Raw genomic sequence first — 17,796 nt, forward strand, 5'->3', positions numbered from 1 at the left:
CTCTCCAACTGCCGCGTCCTGGGCGAAGGCGTCGACATCCGCGCCGTGGACAGCGTGGCCCTGCTGGACCCCAAGGGTGCTCCGCACGACATCGTCCAAGCCATCGGCCGGGCGCTGCGTCAAAAGCCCGGCGAGGGGAAGCTGGCCTCTTTGATAGTGCCGGTATTTCTCCAGCCCGGGGAAAAGCCGGAGGACATGTTCACCTCGGGATCGTATCGACCCTTGGTGAAGGTATTGGAGGGCCTGCGCGCTCACGACGAAGAAGCCGTCGAATCGCTCGCGATCCCGCAGGAACCGCAGAAGGACGTAGCGCAGCCGTCTACCTCTATCGGTCCGCCGCCCGAGGAAGGCGAAGAAGAATCCCGTCTGCTGCTGCGCTTTGCCGCCCCCAGGGGCCCGGTTATGGTCGCGGACTGGGTCAGCTTCAACGTGATCGACACGGAGAAACAAGACTGGGCCCGCGGCTGGGCAGCACTCAAGAAGTTCACGGAGCGTGAACTTCACGCCCGGGTTCCGTACGGGCACAAGGAGGGCGCGTACCCCCTTGGGCAGTGGGTCGCCGAGCAGCGACGGGCCTACGGGGCGGGGCAGATGAGCGGCTTGCGTGCCCGCCGGCTGGAGCAGCTGAGCATGGTCTGGTCGCTGGCGGACGAGCGGTTCCAGGAGAACCTGGGGGCCGCCAAGGCGTACTACGAGCAGCACTGGACGCTGTGCGCACCCCGCTCCGCCACCGCGCTGGACCGGCCGGTGGGGCAGTGGCTGTCCAACCTTCGCCGGCCTGGTGCGTTGGAGGGTCACCCGGAGTGGAAGGCGGCGCTGAAGGCCGTGGACGCGGACTGGAACCCCCAGTGGCCGGCGGACTGGCAGCGGCACTACGCCGCGCTGCGCGAACTCGTGGCCGACGAAGACGGCCAGGCTGGCGGAGTAGAGGTCCTGCCCGGGTTCACGGTCCACGGCATGGACATCGGCAAGTGGCTGGCCCGCCAGCGCAAGCCCGAGGCGTGGCAGGCCCTGACAGACGGGCAGCGCGAGCGCCTGGAGCAGCTCGGCATCACGCCGCTCGCCCCCGAGCCGGAGGAGCCCATGAAGGCGTCCACGGCGCCACTGAGCGCCTTCGAACGGGGCGTTGCGGCCCTGGCGCAGTACAAGACCCGCGAGGGCTCCGTGAAGGTCCCCAGAGCCCACGTAGAGCGGCTGGAGGACGGGACCGAGGTCAAGCTCGGGGTGTTCCTCAGCAACAGCAAGAGCCGCCGGGCCAAGCTGACCGCCGACAAACTCGCCGCGCTGGCCGACCTCGGACTGGATTGGGCAGCGGTCTAGGACCACGGGGTGGGGGCCGCAAACTCTCCTCTTGCGGCCCCCACCCCGTGGTCACTTTGTTGCGGTCTTACGCGGGCGGCAGGCCCGGTAGCACCGTCCCGGTGTATGCAGCAAGCACGCTCCCCAGGGCTCCACTGACCACGGGAGAGTTGAGGATGCCGATGATGGAACCGCCCCAACGCTGGAGCCTGCTGGGGTCGGGAGAGCCGTTGGCGGCCTCGGTTTCGAGACGCGTGGCAAGCTGGGTGAACTCGAGGGCGTCTTCTTCCGGCAGTTCCAGGGCAGGCGCGGCCTGACGCAGTGCGCGGGCAAGCATGACGACTGCAGCAGGGTCGATCCCGTCCTTGTTGGTCGTCGCGTTCATGGTGAAGTCACGGCTGTTCGCGGCGATGTTGCCCGTGTTCTCGCCGATGTTGAACGTCGTGTTGCCGGTGCTGTTGCGACGCTCGTACGCGCTTACGTCGCCGTCGAAGTGCTCCACGCAGTCCTGCCCTTCTGCCGTGATTTCAGCTCGTACAGGCCCTTCGGTCTGGTCCGTCTTGTTTCCTGTGATCAAAGCCTTGGCGAGGAGGTAGGCGCTGGCACGATCGATCTCCTCCGGCGTCAGTCGCTCTCCTTCGTGGAGCGAGTGCGGGGACTGAAGGACGCCCTCCACGATGGGATAGCCCGCGCCATCGTTCTTCTGCTCCCACAACCAGGTCAGCAGGCCCCTGCGTGCAGTGACACTGCGCGCTCGGGGATCAGCGCGCCGACGTCGGCGTTCTTGTACCCATTGCATTCCCCGTGGCGTCAGGTTGGCTGCTGGATCACCCATCGTGGCCCACCGATCGCTCAACAGGCCCCATTCCTTACACGTCAGCAGGAGACGGAAGGTCTGTTGCTCGTCGAGACCATGCTGTTCGCCGAAGGCGGTGATCGTCACGTACTCCGCTGAGTCCGCAGCCGTCTGTTCGTAGACCCACTCCACGAGCGGCTCATGTAGGGCGACGAAATCGATGGCCATGGACCACTCCTTGTTAGGTGTTGCAGAGCGCATAAGCGTAGAACCACCCACTGACACCAGGATCCCCAAGACGGGCTCGGCTCCCACTAGCCGATGAGAAGACACCCATCCATGGAGGAACCGCTCTGAGGCCGAAACAGCGCGGGCCGGCTAATCGCGTGCGGGTGGGTAGCGCACCTGACGACTGGTGAGCGGCGGCGGTGAGACCGCGCCAGGACCCGAGCGCAAGGGCGGTCCGGGGTCCTTCGCTGTCCGGGGCCAGGGGCACCGGACTCAGACCTTGGATGCACTCGAGTGCGATACCTGGGGCCTATCCGTGGCGTCGCACTGCCAGCGTGTACTCACCCGCTAAATTCCTAGCGCCGGCGCTGGGCCCCTGGTTCATGCCCCCTCGTCGATCTACAGGCTTCCGACGGCCTGCTCTACAGCCTCTAGAGCAAGGCGTTGGACGTCGGGTGCTTGGGTCAGATTGCGCAGGGCGGAGCAGACTCCGTCTGCGAGGTGCCGAACGGCCACGCCGTCAGACGTGCTGTCTTCAGCCGCTGCCTGGAGGTCATCCACAGAGGCGAGGAGGTTCTGCTGTTGGTCGGTGTCCGTGGTTAGAGCGGGGGCCAGCTGCCTGATGAGGCTGACCGCGGCCAGTATCTTCGCCGGACCGGCAGCATCCTGCGTCACGGAATGCTGGGTGACAGCGGTGCTGTTGGCTGCGATGTTCCCTGTGTTGGTGGCGATGTGGAACGTCACGGCGCCGCTGTGCTTCTGATGGACGTAGGCGCTGACATCACCGTTGTAGTTCTCCACGCAGTCCTCGCCAGCCACAGTGATCTCAGCCACGACCGGGCCGATCTTCTGGTCGAAGGTGCCGCCACTATTGATCAGCGCGTGCTGCTCCAGGTGCGCGGCGGCTCGGTCGATCTCGGCATCGGTGAACCGCACTCCCTGATCCATAGCGAAACGCTCGTCCAGGAGGACGTCCAGCACACTGGGCATCGGCTCGCCCGGGACGTGGTGCTGCTTCTGGTGCCACAGCCACAGCAGCAGAGCACTGCGGGAAGCGCTGATGTGACGCACCGTGTCAAGGGGCTGAGTGGGCTCCGCCGGCTCGATACCCCAGTCCTTCTCCACTTCGCGGCGGACCTGACGAACCCGGCCGCACGCCTCACGCACATAGCCGAGCAAATCGGTGGCGTGCTCGTAGTGCATGACCGTGTCCCTAACCTCCATCGTCCAGCTGCCGTCTTGCTGCCGACTGTGCGACCCGCCCAGGAACGGTTCGCAGGAGAAGTAACCCGGGATAAGCCGGATGATGCGCGGGCGCATGTGAGGGAGGGCCTGCTGAAGAGCTTCAGATGTGAGGGTGACCTCAGCTACCTCATTCGGAAAGCGTGGGGCGCTGCGCCACATATTGATCATGTGGCGCAGCACCATGAGGAAGGGGATGCCGAGATCAGACCGCTGCTCCTCCACTGCCACCGCCGCTGCAACCGTCAGTGCAATCCGGGTATCAGCTGCCAGGATGCGAGGGACCGCTGAGCTGAAGCCGTATGAAGGTCCGATCGTTTCGGACCCTCCGACGCGCGGAAGCGAGGTCAGCACACCCCGGGGATCGTTCATCCCGTTGGCCTTGGCCTGGTATTCAACCCAGCTCCATACGGGCCACTGGCCCTCCGGATCCATCGCTTGCTGGCGACCGATCATGGCAAGCAACTGGGCCTGATGCCGGTCGAGTCGTACCTCGATCAGGTCATGCACGGACATGTTGTCGGTATCCCCCGGTGCGGTAATGACCATGGACGCTAGCGGACGAAGCCGGAGCAAGGCAGTCCGGAACTGATAAGGCTGGTAGCCAGTGTGGAAGGCGTGCCGCATGACATGGTCGTTGCCTCAGCGCTTCCGTGCATCCGTCCAGTCTCCCAGCCGTCACCGAGACCGACGGCCTGCAAACCTCACCGGAACGCTCCACCCGGACAGCGAGATCCACCTCAACGCCCAGGGCCCGCGCCCGCATCGCCACGCTCTGCAGCGTTGAGCCACAGGCACTCGAGCGTGCCCTGCCCGCGTGGACGGGGAAGAGCCGTCCGGCACGTACCGGGGCGGTCCGGCCGGGCGGCTGGTGCTCGGTGAGGAAGCCGTGGCGCCGTGGGGTCCGGCCTGCCCCGCCTGCGCGGCCGCCCGCACCGGACGCCTCGTGCCGGCCCGACGCTACCTGGCACCCCAGGAGCGCGTATGCGCCGGCCACCGGTACTGGCTGCTGTACCTGCCCGCAACCCGTGGTCTGCCCGTGTCTCTCGGCCGGTGCCCGGACGTGATCGCCGCCCTGCGGCAGCACGTGCGGCTGCTGCGCCGCTCCCCCGCCGCAGCGCAGGCGTTCGAGGTCGCGCGCGCCGTCACCGGATCCTGGTGGGAGCGGCCCTGGCCGAGCCAGGAACAGCGGTGGCCGACCCGCCTTGAGGCGACGCGTCCGGATGACGCCGCCCCCGACTGGTGGAAGGCAGCCGCCCGCTGCACCAGCGCACCGTTGACGGCGCGGGCGGACACCGACCCTCCTCATCACATCGCAGCCTTTTCGACGACATCGACCAGTGACCGCGCCGGAGACCCCACCTGGTATACCGCATCAGCGATAGCAACAGCCGCTGGGCCAAGCTGACCGCCGACAAGCTGCAGGCGCTGGCCGGCCTCGGGCTGCTATGGGCGACGGCGTAGCGGCGCCGAGACGGCGGCCTTTGGGGCGCAGGTACGATCGCAGTTGCGTACGCTCCTGCGTACGCAACTGGTGTTGCGTTAGGGTGGGGTTACAGCCTTTATTGCAGGCGCAGTGAAGGCATCAGGGCTCCCGTCCTGTCCGACGAGAGCCCCGCGCCCGCGTTCTGACGCCGTCACCAGCTCAACGCAAGGGAGCTGGGGGCGGCGTCATTTTTTGTAGGGCCAGATCCACGTGTGGATCATCCGCCCTAGCCAGAACGCCGTGGCCGCTGTCGGCGCCATCCAGAGTCGGATGCTTCGGCGCACCCTCCTCCAGTTCACCGACGTCGGCCGTTTGTGCTTTCCCATCGTGTCCCCTTCGGGGTGGTGGGACCAGCATCTTGGCTGCCGGACCCTGGGGGCATAGGCCCGCCATGTGCGGTCCCGCCGAAGGTTCACTCTGGGAAGCAGTGCCCAACTTACATGGCGTCAGAGGCAGCCACGGGCCTTTTGCCGGTGGCAAGTTGACCTAAGCGGCCGACTTGTCTGCCCGGCGTCGCGCGCGGCTCCGCCGTCGCGCGCGAGGGACACCGGCGGCGCCCGATCCCCCTCGCCCGCCGCCCGGAACCTGTCGTTCGTGGAGGTCGACCGGGCAGCCATGGGGCCCGAGCGCCTCGCCGCCAAGCTGCCCGCGCAGCGGGGCGGGCACCGTGGCGATCACCGCCGGAGCATGGCCCTGCCTCCCGCCGGTTATCTGTCCGCCGTTCCGCTCAGTTGTCGCCGTTCCCCTGGTGAACGGGGCGAGAGTGGCTCCGTGTCTGCCATGCCCTTCAGCGCTTCGTATGCCATGTAGCCTTCGTGCCAGATGAAGTCGTATTCGTCGGGGTCGCCTCCGAGCTTCTCGATAATGGCGAGGAACTCTGTGCGGGAGGGCATGAAGTCCTGATCGTGCAGCCACCTGCTCACCGTTCGATCCGACTTGCCGATGTGGGCTGCAAGATCGGCGTTGGTCAGCGGCTTGCGGTGGAGGTAGCGGCGTTGTTCATTGCTCTCCCGGCGGAGCTTTTCGACGCATGCCCAGGCACCTCGCACACGCTCCTTCAGAGCCTCATCTTCAGGGTGGACCACCAGTGCCGGAAGTTGCCCCAGTTGATTCCGGTCGTCGGTCTCGCCTTCTGGCGCAGTCTCCCTGCCGGGCTTGTAGCCGTGCTTGCCGCTCGTGGGCGGTCGGACGGAGCCTTCGACTTCGTACGTCCGGCGTCGGGTCGGATCCCGGCGCAAGTATCCCTTGCGTTCCAGCGCCATCAGCTGGTGAGCGACGGACGAGACGGCGGACAGACCCACGGCTTGGCCGATTTCCCGCATAGATGGCGGATATCCGCGCTGCTGCACGGAGTCGCGGATGACCTCGATGACCTTCCGCTCGCGGTCGGTCAGACCCGGGCGCTCGGCCGGGCCCTGTTGAGGCGCCGTGACCGGCGTACTGCGGGGGTTGGCCTGCCGGGCCGGCGGGGCAGGGGAATCAACCTTGGTAGTCGGGGGCTGGACGGTTTCGCTGTCCTGCATGACCGCCAGGAGGCGCTGGTAGCGCTCTGCAGCTTCGGCCTCATGGTCGGCAAACAGTTCGTCGATCGCCTGAGCAGCCTCCTGGAGACGCTCTCTGATCCTCATGCGTCTCCCCCTTCCTTGTCGTCTCCGAGCATCGCCTCAAGGGTCTTGCGGGCCTGGTGTACATGGGCGCGGACCGTGGCGGGTGAAGCGCCCATGATCGCTGCGATCTCCTTGTACGGCAGTCCGAACTGTTCGCGCAGCGCCACCGCTTCTTGCTGACGGCGCGGCAGCTTGCTGACGGCGGCGAGTATGTCGAGCCGCTGATCGCAAGTGGTGATGGGGTCGGGATGGGCCGTGGTGTCGTGTAACGCGTCGGCACCGAGGAGGACGCCGTTGCGCCTCCGCGACTCGCGGGCGTCCTGCAGTCGTTGGCGGGCCACATTGAACAGCCAGCCCGTCGGGGGGTCCATCTGGCCGACGCGGTCCCAGTACCGGAAGGCGCTGACCATGGTCAGCTGGGCGGCGTCGTCCAAGATGCCGGGGTCGGCTTCCTGCCAGATCAGATACCGGCGCACCATCGGCTCGTAGTGGCGAAAGAACTCTTCGAAGCCCGCCGGGCCATATTGCGCTGTGCTCGCGGCGGGCTGACGCCCGGGTGGCGGGGCCGGGTCGGCCGCAGTCACTGGCGCCCGCCATTCCTGCGAGGCCGCGCGAAAGCCGGGGCGACCTCGTAGGTGCGCTGACGGCCGCTCTCGTCAACTTCGTCAACGCGCCCGCCGTGGGGAAGCCGGTCCAGGATCTCCACTGTGGTGGCTCGGCGTTCCCTCTCCGACGCCGCGGCCGCACGTCCCCGCGCCAGTTCCAGCATAATTTCCCCCAATCCCGTACGCCCGCGTCGGCTCATCAACCGCATAGCCAGTCCCAGCGCGAACACGGCGCCGGATCCGACCATCGTGGCAACCTCTCCGCCCATCCCCAGCCCTTCCCTGGAGAGCCATTCCGGGCCGCCCCAATGCAACCCACGCTCTCGTCTCACCTCACATAAGGGCGGCCGCCCCAGGAACGTGTAGTCGGGGTGAGGAAAAATCTTCCCGCCCTCGTTGTGCGGAGCCCTGGCCTGCCGTGGACGGGGCGGCAGCCTGGTCGGGATGCGGCCACGGGGCCGACCACGGCGCGATGTGGGTCTACCGGTTCTGGATGGTGCCGTGGTCGATGCGGCCTGGTGGCTGTCTCTTCGCTCACCGTGCCTGCAGCAGCGCGTCCGGCGGGCATCGTTCCTTCCCTGCGCCGCGGCCGGCTGCTCGCCGCACCGGCTCATCGGGCCCCTGCCGGGTCAGCTGTGCCAGCGCCGTGGTCGCCACGATGATCCGGTAGTTCACGCTGTGGGCGTGCTGGGCGCGCTGGTGGAAGGTCGCTTCCGGGGGCGAAGACGAACAGCATAGGCGGGAAGGGGCGCTCGAGGGACACCCCCGCGTAGGCCTCCTGCCAGTGGCTGCGCGGGCCGCGTTGCCGCGTCAGGTCGCCAGTGCGTTGCGTTAGGCGTCGTAGCGCTCCAGCTTGGCGCCTAGGCGGGCGTCGGACATGGTGCGGTCGATCTCCACGAACGCGCTAGTCTTCTGAGTCAGAAGTTCCTTATATAACTGTAGGCTTGCGGTATGGCTCGTACGGGGCGGCCGAAGGCCGAGTTGGTGCTGTCGGTAGAGGAGCGGGCGGCGCTGGAGGGGTGGGTGCGGCGTCGCTCAACTCCTCAGTCCTGGGCGGTGCGGTGCCGGATCATCCTGGCCTGCGCAGACGGCATGTCGAACAAGGATGTCGGTGCCTTGGTGGGCATGACGGGGCAGTCGGTGGGCCGCTGGCGGGCGCGTTTCAACGAGCATCGGATCGCCGGCCTGGGTGACCTGCCAAGATCCGGCGGTCCCCGCTCGGTGAGCGACGAGCAGGTCGCCGCAGTAGTGAAGCGGACGCTGGAGTCGACACCGAGGAACGCTACGCACTGGTCGACGCGGGCGATGGCCAAGGAAGTGGGCCTGTCCCAGTCGACCGTGTCGCGGATCTGGCGTGCCTTCGGGCTGCAGCCCCACCGCTCGGAGACCTTCAAGTTGTCGACGGACCCGTACTTCGTCGACAAGGTGCACGATGTCGTGGGCCTGTATCTGGACCCGCCCGAGCGGGCGCTGGTGTTCTGCGTGGACGAGAAGACGCAGATCCAGGCCCTGGACCGCTCCCAGCCGGTACTGCCGATGATGCCCGGGGTTCCTCAGCGGGTCACCCACGACTACGTCCGGGCCGGCACCACCACCTTGTTCGCGGCACTCGAGGTCGCCACTGGGAAAGTGATCGGATCCCTGCACCGCCGGCACCGGGCCGAGGAGTTCAAGAAGTTCCTGCTCAAGCTTGACCAGGAGATCCCGGCAGATCTTCAGGTGCACCTGATCCTCGACAACTACGCCACCCACAAGACGCCGGCCGTCAAGACCTGGCTGATCGCCCACCCTCGATTCCATCTGCACTTCACGCCCACCGGCTCGTCCTGGCTCAACCTCGTGGAGCGGTGGTTCGCAGAACTGACGAACAAGCAGATACGCCGAGGGACCCACAAGAGCGTCCAGGCCCTTGAGAAGGACATCCGCACCTGGATCGCCGCATGGAACACCGACCCCAAACCCTACGTCTGGACCAGGACCGCAGACGAGATCCTCGAACGCCTCGCCAGTTATTTACGCAGAATTCCTGACTCAGAAGACTAGCGATGCGCTTCCCGGTGGTCTGACCGGCCCTCGGTGCGAGTTCTGCTGGGCTCGGTTGGCCAGTCGACCAGTGGTAATTCGGCGTCCTACCGAGGGGCCGTTGCGCGGTGACACAGCGTGATGTTGCCCTATCCGCCGTAATCCCAGGCGTCGTCGGCGGCTGGCCCCTCCGCTTGGATCTTCAGAAGCCGGGAGGCAATGGCGCCTTCGTTGCGGCCGAATTCCTGCGACAGCTCGGACAGAGAGGCACCCTGAGCGCAGCGCTCGGCGAGCCGATGTTCGTCTTCGGGATCCCAGGGTTTGTAGGCGTTGGGGTGCAGTTGCCGCTTTGACTCCACGGAATAAGCCTTGGGCACTTCTGGCTCAGCCGGCGTGCGTGGTTCAGGCACCAGGTCGCTGGGGTATGGCGCGAGCTTGAGGGCGTGCAGCTTCCAGCGGATCGACTTCTCGCTGCGCCCGAGTTCTTCAGCCAGTTGTGCTGGGCTCTTGCCTGCTCGGTGGTGCTCTTTGAGGTAGGCGATGGTTTCGGGAGTCCATCTCTGGCCGTGGCGGGTGGCTTTGGCAGGGGCACGAGCAGTGACAGGCGGCGCCGCCTTAGTGGCGGAGGCAGTGGGAACGGAGGCGATAAGACGGCCGACCTCGGCGAGGTCGGCCGTGTCCAGCTCTCCGGTCAGCTCGCCGCGGATAACTCCGTCAGGGGTGCAGGCGACGACGGTGATCTCGACACGGCCGTCAGCGAGGCGGTCGGCGTGCAGACTGTAGCGGCGGTCCGAATCGCTGACCTCAAGCCTCACTGTCGCCGCATTCCGTGCTGCAGCAGGGGCCGTGAGCACGCGCTGGTAGGCCGGGGACAGTAATTCGTGAACATGGCAGGTAGCCACGATGGAGTGACCGTCGTCGAGCTGGTAGCTCGTCTGACTCGCTTCCGCATCGCATGCCGCATACAGAACCTCGACCTGCTGGCCATCAAATGGGCCCTGGTCCTGCCCTGGCGCGGTGGGCGGGAGAGTCAGCACGCCGCGCCTTGGCCGAAGGCCGTGGATGGCGGCGTCAGGATCCCCGTACCAGACCCCACGAGCGTCACGGAAAGCGTAGATCAGCACGACGAGAGCCCTTCATGCGCATGAGACGTCAGGAGACGATGTCTTGGCCAGCCGCGGTGGGGCCTGCAGTTCTCAGCCTGCGGCCGCGGCAGCCTCTCCATCCAGACGAAGACTTTCCCGGCCACAGCCAGCCTCCTCACCACATCGCCATCACCCCGGGTAGAACCGATAACACCACCGCTGCCAGGCCCTTACAGAACAATCTCGCCACGGGTGAGCCGCTCGCGACACAGTTCCTGAGCGCAGACCTTGAAGTGGCCTGCTCCGCCTGGGGCTACCTGATGTGGGTCCGCTGCGCAGAGGTCGGCCCAGCCGATGTGACCTGCCCCTGCTTGATACACCGGCATGTGGCTGCTCGACGAGACCGGCAGCGCGCAGAACGCATGCCGCCGAGGGAGACGGATGCGGCGCCAGGGCGTGCAGGGCGTAGGCAGGGCTCGCTTTCGAGTCATTCCGCCCCCCAGACTCGCCTCTATGTACGAATGGCGAGCGCGTGGTCGGGACTTTTCGGACAGTGCTCGTCAACAAGAGGACTGCGTAGACCATTTGCGTGACTTGTAGTGCTAGCGTCATATGCCCAGCTGAGCCTTAGAAGCGCGTCTGTTCACCTCCCCGTCTCCGGGGTTAGTCAGCGTGCATGATCGACTTGATCGAGGAGACGTGGTGGCTTCCATCCGACGCATGCCCGAACGCACGATCGCCTTCTTCGAAGTCGTGACGAGCGAGTCCGGGGACCAGACGCGGGTTCCTCCCATGGACTGGGACAGTGTCTTGCGTGACCTGGCCACGGCCAGCCTGCAGGACCGGATGGTCGCCAAGGAGGTCACCCTTGTCGGGTCGGTGGCCACCGTGCGCCAGCAGGACCACCTGCTGCTCCATCGGGTCAAGGACGCCACGGAATGGTTGAGCGTGATGGACTGGAGTACCGGCCAGTGGCAGGAGCTGGAGCAGAACGCTATCCGTGGCTTCGTGGACACCTCCGCGATCTGCTTTCTGCCGTTCGGGAACGTAGTGGGCCTTATGCAGGGCTCGGTGTCGGCCCCGTCCCACAAGGGCCTGGAAACCTGGCTCAACGAACTGCATCTGTTCCCTGACACGCGGCTGGTGGTCCGGCCCGTGCTCTCGAAGGCCGAGGTGGAACGGCTGGGGACCGCCCAGGGCGCATCCAGGATCGAGATCCGCATCGGCAGCCACAAAGTCTCGGCTCTGCGCGGCCGCAACGGCCGGCTGGCAAGCTTCCTGCGGCAGGCGCAGGAAGCCTACGGCGATATCAATGTCACGATGATCATCAGCGTGCCGCGGGGCCGCGCGCGGGACGAGGACCGCCAGGCACTCCTGGCCGATCTACAGGACATCGCACCGGTGGCCCCTGACGCTGCTGCCCGTGCGCAGGCAAGGCTGGTGTTTGCGGAAGCGGACGGCGTCGAGCGCAGCCGGCTGGTGGAGCTGACCGAACACCACATCACCGCCAAACGGCGGGTCTCCGCGGTTGACGACGAGGGAAACTCCATCCGGATCTTGTCAGCGGTGGATGCAATCCTTGACGTAGCGGGTGAGCACGAAGGTGAGCTGCGGGCGGCTGTGGGGGCTGACCTGGGCTGACATGCAATAGGGGGCGCTGGGTGAGCGTAGGGGAGTCTCTCGTCGACCGGTGGTCGGAAGCCGTCTGGTGGGACTACGTGATCGCCCTTGTGCTGGTGTCTGGGCATGTGGCGGTGGTGCGGGCCGCAGGGCGGGGCGACTGGCTGTCCTGGATCGATTCCGAGCAGCGCGTCTCCCTGTACGGGACCGCCGCCGGTGTTGTCTCCGCCATCGGGGGGTTGAGCTCGATCGCCATCTCTATCTATCTGTCCAGCAATGGCGAACGGCTCCGGGCCGTGCGCCGGCACTACCAGAGCGAGCTGCGCCGCAACTGGAAGGCCCTCCTTGTCGCAACCGCCCTTATCTGCATGGGATGCCTCATCGCGCAGGGCCTGGACGACAAGACGGACTTGCACTCGGCGCGCTTCGTCTTCGAGGCCTCGATGGCGTTGGCGTTCGTGCGCTTCCTACGAATGCTGTGGCTCCTGGATCGCATGATGGGCATCAACGACCTCGATCAGACCGACCCCCCGCCACGCCCGGCCCCCCGGTACGACCCCGGCTGGCGTCAGCGGAATCGAACTCCGTAACGGTGGCCACGCACAATCATGGAGGGCGTAGTGCAGGCCCCTAAGGCTGCCTTAGTGGTCCTAACAAAGCCTTTGGACGTGTCGGTGGGTGATCAGGCAGACGGCAAGGCCGAGGAAGGCCTCGTGGATGTCGTCGCGTCGTTCCCAGCGGATGCGCAGGCGGCGGAAGCCGTGCAGCCAGGAGATGGTCCGCTCGACGACCCACCGGAAGGTCCCAAGGCCGGTGCCGTGAGGCTGGCCTCGTTCGGCGATCACTGGCCGGATGCCCCGCTTGCGAAGGAGTCGGCGGCACTTGTCGTGGTCGTAGCCGCGGTCGGCGAAGAGCATGTCCGGGCGGCGTCGGGGCCGGCCGACGACTCCCGCGACCGCTGGGATCTTGTCAAGCAGGGGAAGGAGCTGGGTGACGTCGTTGCGGTTGCCGCCGGTCAGCGACACCGCGAGCGGGATGCCCTGGCCGTCGGTGAGGATGTGGTGCTTGCTGCCCGGCCGTGCGCGGTCGACCGGGCTGGGTCCGCTTTTGGGCCTCGCCGAGCCGCTCTGACATGCGAGGAGTCGATCACCGCCCGCGACCAGTCCAGCTGGTTCTTCGACCGCAGCTTGTTCAGCAGCAGCTGGTGCAGCTGGTCCCAGACGCCGGCCTCGTTCCAGGCCGCCAGACGCCGCCAGCACGTCATGCCCGAGCCGAAGCCCAGCTCCTGGGGCAAGTACTCCCACTGAATGCCGGTGTGCAGGACGAACAGGATGCCGCACAGGGCCTGCCGGTCAGGCACCCGCGGCCGTCCCTCAACCTGCTTCGGCGGCGGCTCGGGCAGCAACGGCTCGATCAGCGACCACAGTTCGTCCGACACGATCCACGGCCGCGACTGACGCTTCCCCATGCCCGCATCAACGAACGATCAAGCCGACAGTCACATGATCACGCGCTTTTGTTAGAGCCAGTTAGGCGCTCGGCCGACGCGCGCGGCGCCAGGGCTATTGGCGGTCCTGTCGTGGGGTGCCCTCGATGAGCGGTCCTGGCCCGGCGTTGCGGAGATGGAGCCGGCCGATATCGCCCGCGTCCTTGGGGTATACGCCCAGCGGGTCATCACCCCGCGCGGCTCCACCGCCGTGTCCGGGCTGGAGCTGATGACGGCGCTGCGCCCGCCCACGCGTGCGGTGCGCGACGAGACGACCGGGAACTGGGTGTCCGCCTACAATCCGGGCTCGCTGGGCACAGAGCCGATGGACCCGGCGCCGCCGGAAGCCACCGCTGAGCACCCCGTCGTGGTAGACAGCGGCTGGAGCGGCGGGTTCCTCGATGAAGAGGCGTACCAGTGGGTGCGGCCGGTGGACCTGCTCACCGATGAGGAATGCACCCTGCCCTTCGCGGTCGGCCTGGATCTCAACACTGCGTTCCTCGCCGCCGCGGCCCGCCTGGTCGTCGGACTGTCCGCCCCCGACCACTTCGTGGGCCCGGCGTTCAACCCGAAGATCCCCGGGTCCTGGCTGGTCGACCTGTCCCACGTCGAGGTGGACCCGCGTCTTCCCTCGCCGTTCACGCCGGACGGAACCCGGCCGACCGGGCCCGCCTGGTATCAGACGCACACCGTCGCCTACGCCCAGGAGCTCGGCTTCAACGTAGCTCCCCTCGAGGGGTATCTGCGCCGCGAGACCGGCGCGTACCTGGACCCGTGGCACGACCGCCTCAAAACCGCCTACGTCGACACCCTCGCCGACCTCGGCGTCACCAGGGACCTGAACGAGAGGGAGTTCCTGGCGGCGATGGAGCGGTACAGGGACGCCGACCCGGCGATGGCGGCCGTGCTGGCCGCGATCAAAGCCACCGTGAAGGGCGGCATCGGCAAGCTGCGTGAGCGCCCGCAGGGCAGGAAGTACAAGGAGGGCGAACGCTGGCCGGCGCTGCAGCGCCCCACCTGGCGGCCCGACATCCGCGCCGCCGTCATCTCCAAGGCCCGCATCAACATGCACCGCAAACTGCGCAACATGGCCACCATGACGGGCCTGTACCCGCTCGCCGTGCTCTCCGACTGCGTCGTCTACCCCTCACCGGGCGCCAGCCCGCTCGACTTCCTCCCCTACGCAGCCTCCGGCAAGCCCCAGCCCGGCGGATTCCGCCTCGGGCCCACCCCCGGCCTGGCCAAGCTCGAGGGCGTCCAGCCGATGCTGTGGGCGGTCGACCTGATGGAGAAGGGCCTGAACCCGGCCCGTCATATCAAGGGCGGCGACGCCGTCCTGGACGAAGGCGAGTAGGCGCCGTGGGAGAGATCGACGACGCCATCGAACGCGCCGACCGGGAAGGCTTCACCCGCCAGCCGCCCAAGACACTCCAGGCCCGCATCAACTTCCTGATGAAACAACTCAAGACGACCAAAGCCGTCGCAGCGGAGATCGGGGTCAGCCAGCGCTCGGTGGAGCGCTACCGCAAGGGCGAACGCAAACACCCGCCCCAGGCCATCGCAGAACGCATCGACACCGCCGTACGGGCGCGGTGGCAGCCCCAGGTCCGCAAACGCCGGCGGAAGCAGGCCGCCACCACCACCGGGATCACAGTCGAGACGAGAGCCCGGTTCGGCTACACCGCACCCATCGGCACCACCGACGACGGACGCTTCCGACGCCTCACCATCCACCTCCCCCCCACCTACGCACAACGCCTCTTCGACGCCCGCCAAGCCGGAGCCAGCGACCAGCAGATGCGCCAGATCATCGCCGAAGGCTTCAAAGACGTGTACTTCCAAGACGGCGGAAACCGTGCCACGGGACTGTCTGACGTCACCCTCAACGACATCGACTACCTCGACCTCGACTACTGAGACTCCGTAAGTCGACTCACGGAACCGAGGCAGAGCTAAGCCGGAGTACTGGGCGTCACAAGATCCAGGGCGAGATGACGCTGTCGTTCCTGGGGCAGATTTCGGGACCGCTGGCCGGTGAGGCTCGGGAAGCGCCTCAACTCCACCTGGTGGGACGGGCCATGCAAGACAGCCTCGCGCTCAGGCTAGTCCTTACTCATTCCATGAGGCCTCTGTCGGGTCCGCGAGTCGGTTCACGTAGCTGGAGATGCGACAGCGGCCCGCCGGTACGGCGGGCCGCTGTCGCAACGAGTCGTTTGTGCCTCAGTGTGAGGCACTCATGATGGGTCTACCTATAGGGCTGCTCCCATGTCCAGGCATGGCAGAAGGATGTTGCCCATCAGCGCCGCCTTCCGTCTGTCATGCGATCAGGGTGCTGCAGGTACTCTTCGATTTCCCTTACTAGCTGCTTCGCGTCTTCGCTCAGCTCTGAGTTGACTGCAGCACTCAACGCCAGTTGTACGGCTGCAAATGTGTGTGATCCGGCGTTTGTTTCGCTCGATTTCCACACATATAGCGCCGCACTGTTTTCCAGTTCCTCGAGCGTTGGAGAGTCAGCTGACGGGTTCTCTTGTCCATACCTTTCAGCATGGAGCATTTCAAGATAGTCCCGCGCATCCTCGTCGCCTCGCTCTGCTGCCCATTGCCACCAACGCATCGCTTCTTCGTCCCGGTTGAGATATTCCAGGAGTTCTGCGATTCTGCGTGTTTCCGGTGCGGTGGTTTTGTGCGCGCACTCGCGTGCTAGCAGAAGTACCAGTTCGCCCTTGGCTTCGGTTTGCTCTCGGTCGTCTGGGCAAGGGGCGGGGGCCGGGGGCCAGCCGGCAAGCTGGCCCCCCTCCGCCTGTACCGAGTCCTCGGGTGTCCGAGAACCATTCGAAAGTGCCTGCTCGGAGCGTTCAAGCAGGGCCCATACGGCGAGGAGCCGGATGGCGCTCTGCTCGTGTTCGTTGCCCCAGGTGCTCATGCGGTTCCCTCCTCGCCGGTCTCGTTGACGAACTTCTTCAGGTTTTTGATGGCCATACGGATGTAGCTCTTCACCGACTCCTCCTTAAGGCGCAGGCGCTTCCCGGCGTCTTCAGGGCTGACGTCCTGGAGAACGCACAGGGTGATGACCTGCCGCTGCCGGTCGGGAAGTTTGGCGACTAGTTCATCGATACCCTCTTTGATCATTTCGTAGGCGGCATCGGGGATGCCGATCTGGGATTCCTGTTCAGGCAGGTCCTGCAGCGGCGCAGGGGTGATGCGCTGGTTACGCCGAAATTGGTCGATCACCGCATTCTTGACTGCGGTGCGACCGTAGGCGGCTCGGTTCCCGGGCCGCGCTACAATTTTTTCCCATGACGTAAACATGCGCATGTACGCGACCTGCACAGCATCTTCCGCGCTGTGCAGGTCGCCACCTGCTTCGGCCCGGGCCACGCAGGAGAACGCCGCGCTGGTTTCGAGGACGAACGCCTCGAAGTCCGTGCCCCGGTCGGGCTCGGTCACGCAGCCTCCCGCGTGACGATCGCCGGCTGGCCCTGCTCCGAGTGCTTGTAGAACAGCCAGGCCGGCTGGCCTTCCTCGAAGCGGGCCGCAGCCCCGCCCCCCGGCAGCGCCGCCGCCATCGCGATCATCGTCGCGCGCTGCTCACGCTCCGTGCGGGCCTGCAGGTACGCCGTCAGGCACATCTCCACCGCGCTCTTGGTACGGCGCAGCGCGAAGTACGCCAGGAACATCAGCGGGACCGAAATCCCACCCGCTCCCGTCCACTCGAGCCAGGTCACCAGACCGGCCTCCCATCATCGACTCGTTGATGAGGGCGTTGACACCCTCACCCCCTTACACGCGCGGAGTGGCCCGAATCCGGATGCCGAAGACCAACTTTTTCCTCACGGGCCCCAGTTGGCGCGTAAACCGTCCCTGATCAGCGGAAACACGAGTCCTCCTCAGCTGGAAGGGAGGCGCCCCGCACGGCTGGACCTGCCTCGTCGGCCGGGAAACGGCACCCCTCGCCGGGGCGCAAGGCGCACATCTCAGGACGTGCCCGCCGCCGTGAACGCCGGTGCTGAACAGAGCCGGCTCGTACGCTGGCGGGGCGTTGTTGCATCACCTCGATGAGGCAACAACGCCAACAATCTGCAGCCATCGCCTCCCGGGTGGCTCAACGGTCCCGTCAGCCAGCCGATGAGCGGTCCACGGTCCTTACTCCGGGGATGAGGACGAGGACTGACGCGAACGCCGCTGGCCAAACCGCATGTACATGTCGATCTTCGCGGCGAGGACCTAAGAGGTCGTTTTCACCCTCACTGCCCACTTATCGGTGGAGTCTCGAAGTGTCGGGTTGTGGTTCAGGTGAGGTGGCGGAGGCGGCCGATATCT

Annotated in this window: 13 protein-coding genes and 3 pseudogenes; 7 read left to right on the plus strand and 9 right to left on the minus strand. The window is 66.4% G+C overall.

Features of this window, described 5'->3' with window-relative positions; all coding sequences use genetic code 11:
• Positions 1–1,320 (plus strand): helicase associated domain-containing protein (locus E4U91_RS00005; protein WP_241678437.1); only part of this gene is annotated, 1,320 nt, incomplete at its 5' end.
• Between the two features lie 67 nt (positions 1,321–1,387).
• Here the strand turns inward: E4U91_RS00005 and E4U91_RS00010 are convergent.
• Together E4U91_RS00010 and E4U91_RS00015 are read right to left on the minus strand one after the other, a co-directional pair.
• The gene (locus E4U91_RS00010; protein ID WP_137304597.1) at positions 1,388–2,323 is read right to left on the minus strand and encodes a hypothetical protein; all 936 of its coding nucleotides are present in this window, start codon (positions 2,321–2,323) and stop codon (positions 1,388–1,390) included.
• Positions 2,324–2,722: 399 nt separating this feature from the next.
• A complete protein-coding gene (locus tag E4U91_RS00015; RefSeq protein WP_137304598.1) occupies positions 2,723–4,114 on the minus strand; it encodes a hypothetical protein in 1,392 nt (463 codons plus the stop codon).
• 268 nt (positions 4,115–4,382) lie between these two features.
• On the opposite strand from E4U91_RS00015, the gene E4U91_RS00020 reads away from it, so the two are divergent.
• Positions 4,383–4,973 carry a hypothetical protein gene (locus tag E4U91_RS00020; protein ID WP_137304599.1) on the plus strand — a complete coding sequence of 197 codons (591 nt, stop codon included), beginning with the start codon at positions 4,383–4,385 and terminating at the stop codon, positions 4,971–4,973.
• 1,253 nt (positions 4,974–6,226) lie between these two features.
• On the opposite strand, the pseudogene E4U91_RS00025 reads toward E4U91_RS00020, so the two are convergent.
• Positions 6,227–6,574, minus strand: a pseudogene (locus E4U91_RS00025) (LexA family protein); the annotation flags it as partial.
• Positions 6,575–6,675: 101 nt separating this feature from the next.
• Positions 6,676–7,242: an RNA polymerase sigma factor gene (locus E4U91_RS00030; protein ID WP_137304600.1), complete on the minus strand. Its 567-nt coding sequence runs from the start codon at positions 7,240–7,242 to the stop codon at positions 6,676–6,678.
• Between the two features lie 972 nt (positions 7,243–8,214).
• Between E4U91_RS00030 and E4U91_RS00040 the strand changes: the two genes are divergently transcribed.
• Complete coding sequence (locus tag E4U91_RS00040) at positions 8,215–9,306, plus strand: IS630 family transposase (protein WP_137304601.1); 1,092 nt, start codon at positions 8,215–8,217, stop codon at positions 9,304–9,306.
• Between the two features lie 128 nt (positions 9,307–9,434).
• On the opposite strand, the gene E4U91_RS00045 is transcribed toward E4U91_RS00040, so the two are convergent.
• Positions 9,435–10,409 (minus strand): hypothetical protein, encoded by a 975-nt coding sequence (locus tag E4U91_RS00045; protein ID WP_137304602.1) that lies wholly within the window; start codon positions 10,407–10,409, stop codon positions 9,435–9,437.
• Between the two features lie 681 nt (positions 10,410–11,090).
• Between E4U91_RS00045 and E4U91_RS00050 the strand changes: the two genes are divergently transcribed.
• Positions 11,091–12,011 (plus strand): hypothetical protein, encoded by a 921-nt coding sequence (locus tag E4U91_RS00050; RefSeq protein ID WP_241678438.1) that lies wholly within the window; start codon positions 11,091–11,093, stop codon positions 12,009–12,011.
• A gap of 20 nt (positions 12,012–12,031) precedes the next feature.
• Entirely contained in the window at positions 12,032–12,580 is a 549-nt protein-coding gene (locus tag E4U91_RS00055; protein ID WP_137304603.1) for a hypothetical protein, read from the plus strand.
• Between the two features lie 60 nt (positions 12,581–12,640).
• Here E4U91_RS00055 and E4U91_RS00060 read toward each other — a convergent pair.
• Positions 12,641–13,458 (minus strand): annotated as a pseudogene (locus E4U91_RS00060) (IS5 family transposase).
• 97 nt (positions 13,459–13,555) lie between these two features.
• Between E4U91_RS00060 and tap the strand changes: the two are divergent.
• Positions 13,556–14,830 (plus strand): annotated as a pseudogene (tap, locus tag E4U91_RS00065) (telomere-associated protein Tap); the annotation flags it as partial.
• Between the two features lie 5 nt (positions 14,831–14,835).
• Positions 14,836–15,393, plus strand: coding sequence for a telomere-protecting terminal protein Tpg (gene tpg, locus E4U91_RS00070; RefSeq protein ID WP_137304604.1), 558 nt, complete (start codon positions 14,836–14,838; stop codon positions 15,391–15,393).
• Between the two features lie 379 nt (positions 15,394–15,772).
• Here the strand turns inward: tpg and E4U91_RS00075 are convergent, their stop codons facing one another.
• The 3 genes from E4U91_RS00075 to E4U91_RS00085 are packed head-to-tail and all read right to left on the minus strand — an operon-like array spanning position 15,773 to position 17,201.
• Positions 15,773–16,399 carry a hypothetical protein gene (locus E4U91_RS00075; protein WP_137304605.1) on the minus strand — a complete coding sequence of 209 codons (627 nt, stop codon included), beginning with the start codon at positions 16,397–16,399 and terminating at the stop codon, positions 15,773–15,775.
• Positions 16,396–16,923 (minus strand): RNA polymerase sigma factor, encoded by a 528-nt coding sequence (locus E4U91_RS00080; RefSeq protein ID WP_137304606.1) that lies wholly within the window; start codon positions 16,921–16,923, stop codon positions 16,396–16,398. Before E4U91_RS00080 ends, E4U91_RS00075 begins: the two co-directional genes overlap by 4 nt.
• Complete coding sequence (locus E4U91_RS00085) at positions 16,920–17,201, minus strand: hypothetical protein (RefSeq protein WP_137304607.1); 282 nt, start codon at positions 17,199–17,201, stop codon at positions 16,920–16,922. Before E4U91_RS00085 ends, E4U91_RS00080 begins: the two co-directional genes overlap by 4 nt.
• Positions 17,202–17,796 lie beyond the last annotated feature (595 nt).

It is taken from the genome of Streptomyces lasalocidi (assembly GCF_005280215.1).
Classification (GTDB): domain Bacteria; phylum Actinomycetota; class Actinomycetes; order Streptomycetales; family Streptomycetaceae; genus Streptomyces; species Streptomyces longwoodensis.

Bases quoted from the DNA above. Each gene is read 5' to 3' on its own strand.
- E4U91_RS00010 (WP_137304597.1), bottom strand. From the start codon at position 2,323: ATGGCCATCGATTTCGTCGCCCTACATGAGCCGCTCGTGGAGTGGGTC.
- E4U91_RS00015 (WP_137304598.1), bottom strand. From the start codon at position 4,114: ATGGTCATTACCGCACCGGGGGATACCGACAACATGTCCGTGCATGAC.
- E4U91_RS00040 (WP_137304601.1), top strand. From the start codon at position 8,215: ATGGCTCGTACGGGGCGGCCGAAGGCCGAGTTGGTGCTGTCGGTAGAG.
- E4U91_RS00050 (WP_241678438.1), top strand. From the start codon at position 11,091: ATGCCCGAACGCACGATCGCCTTCTTCGAAGTCGTGACGAGCGAGTCC.
- E4U91_RS00075 (WP_137304605.1), bottom strand. From the start codon at position 16,399: ATGAGCACCTGGGGCAACGAACACGAGCAGAGCGCCATCCGGCTCCTC.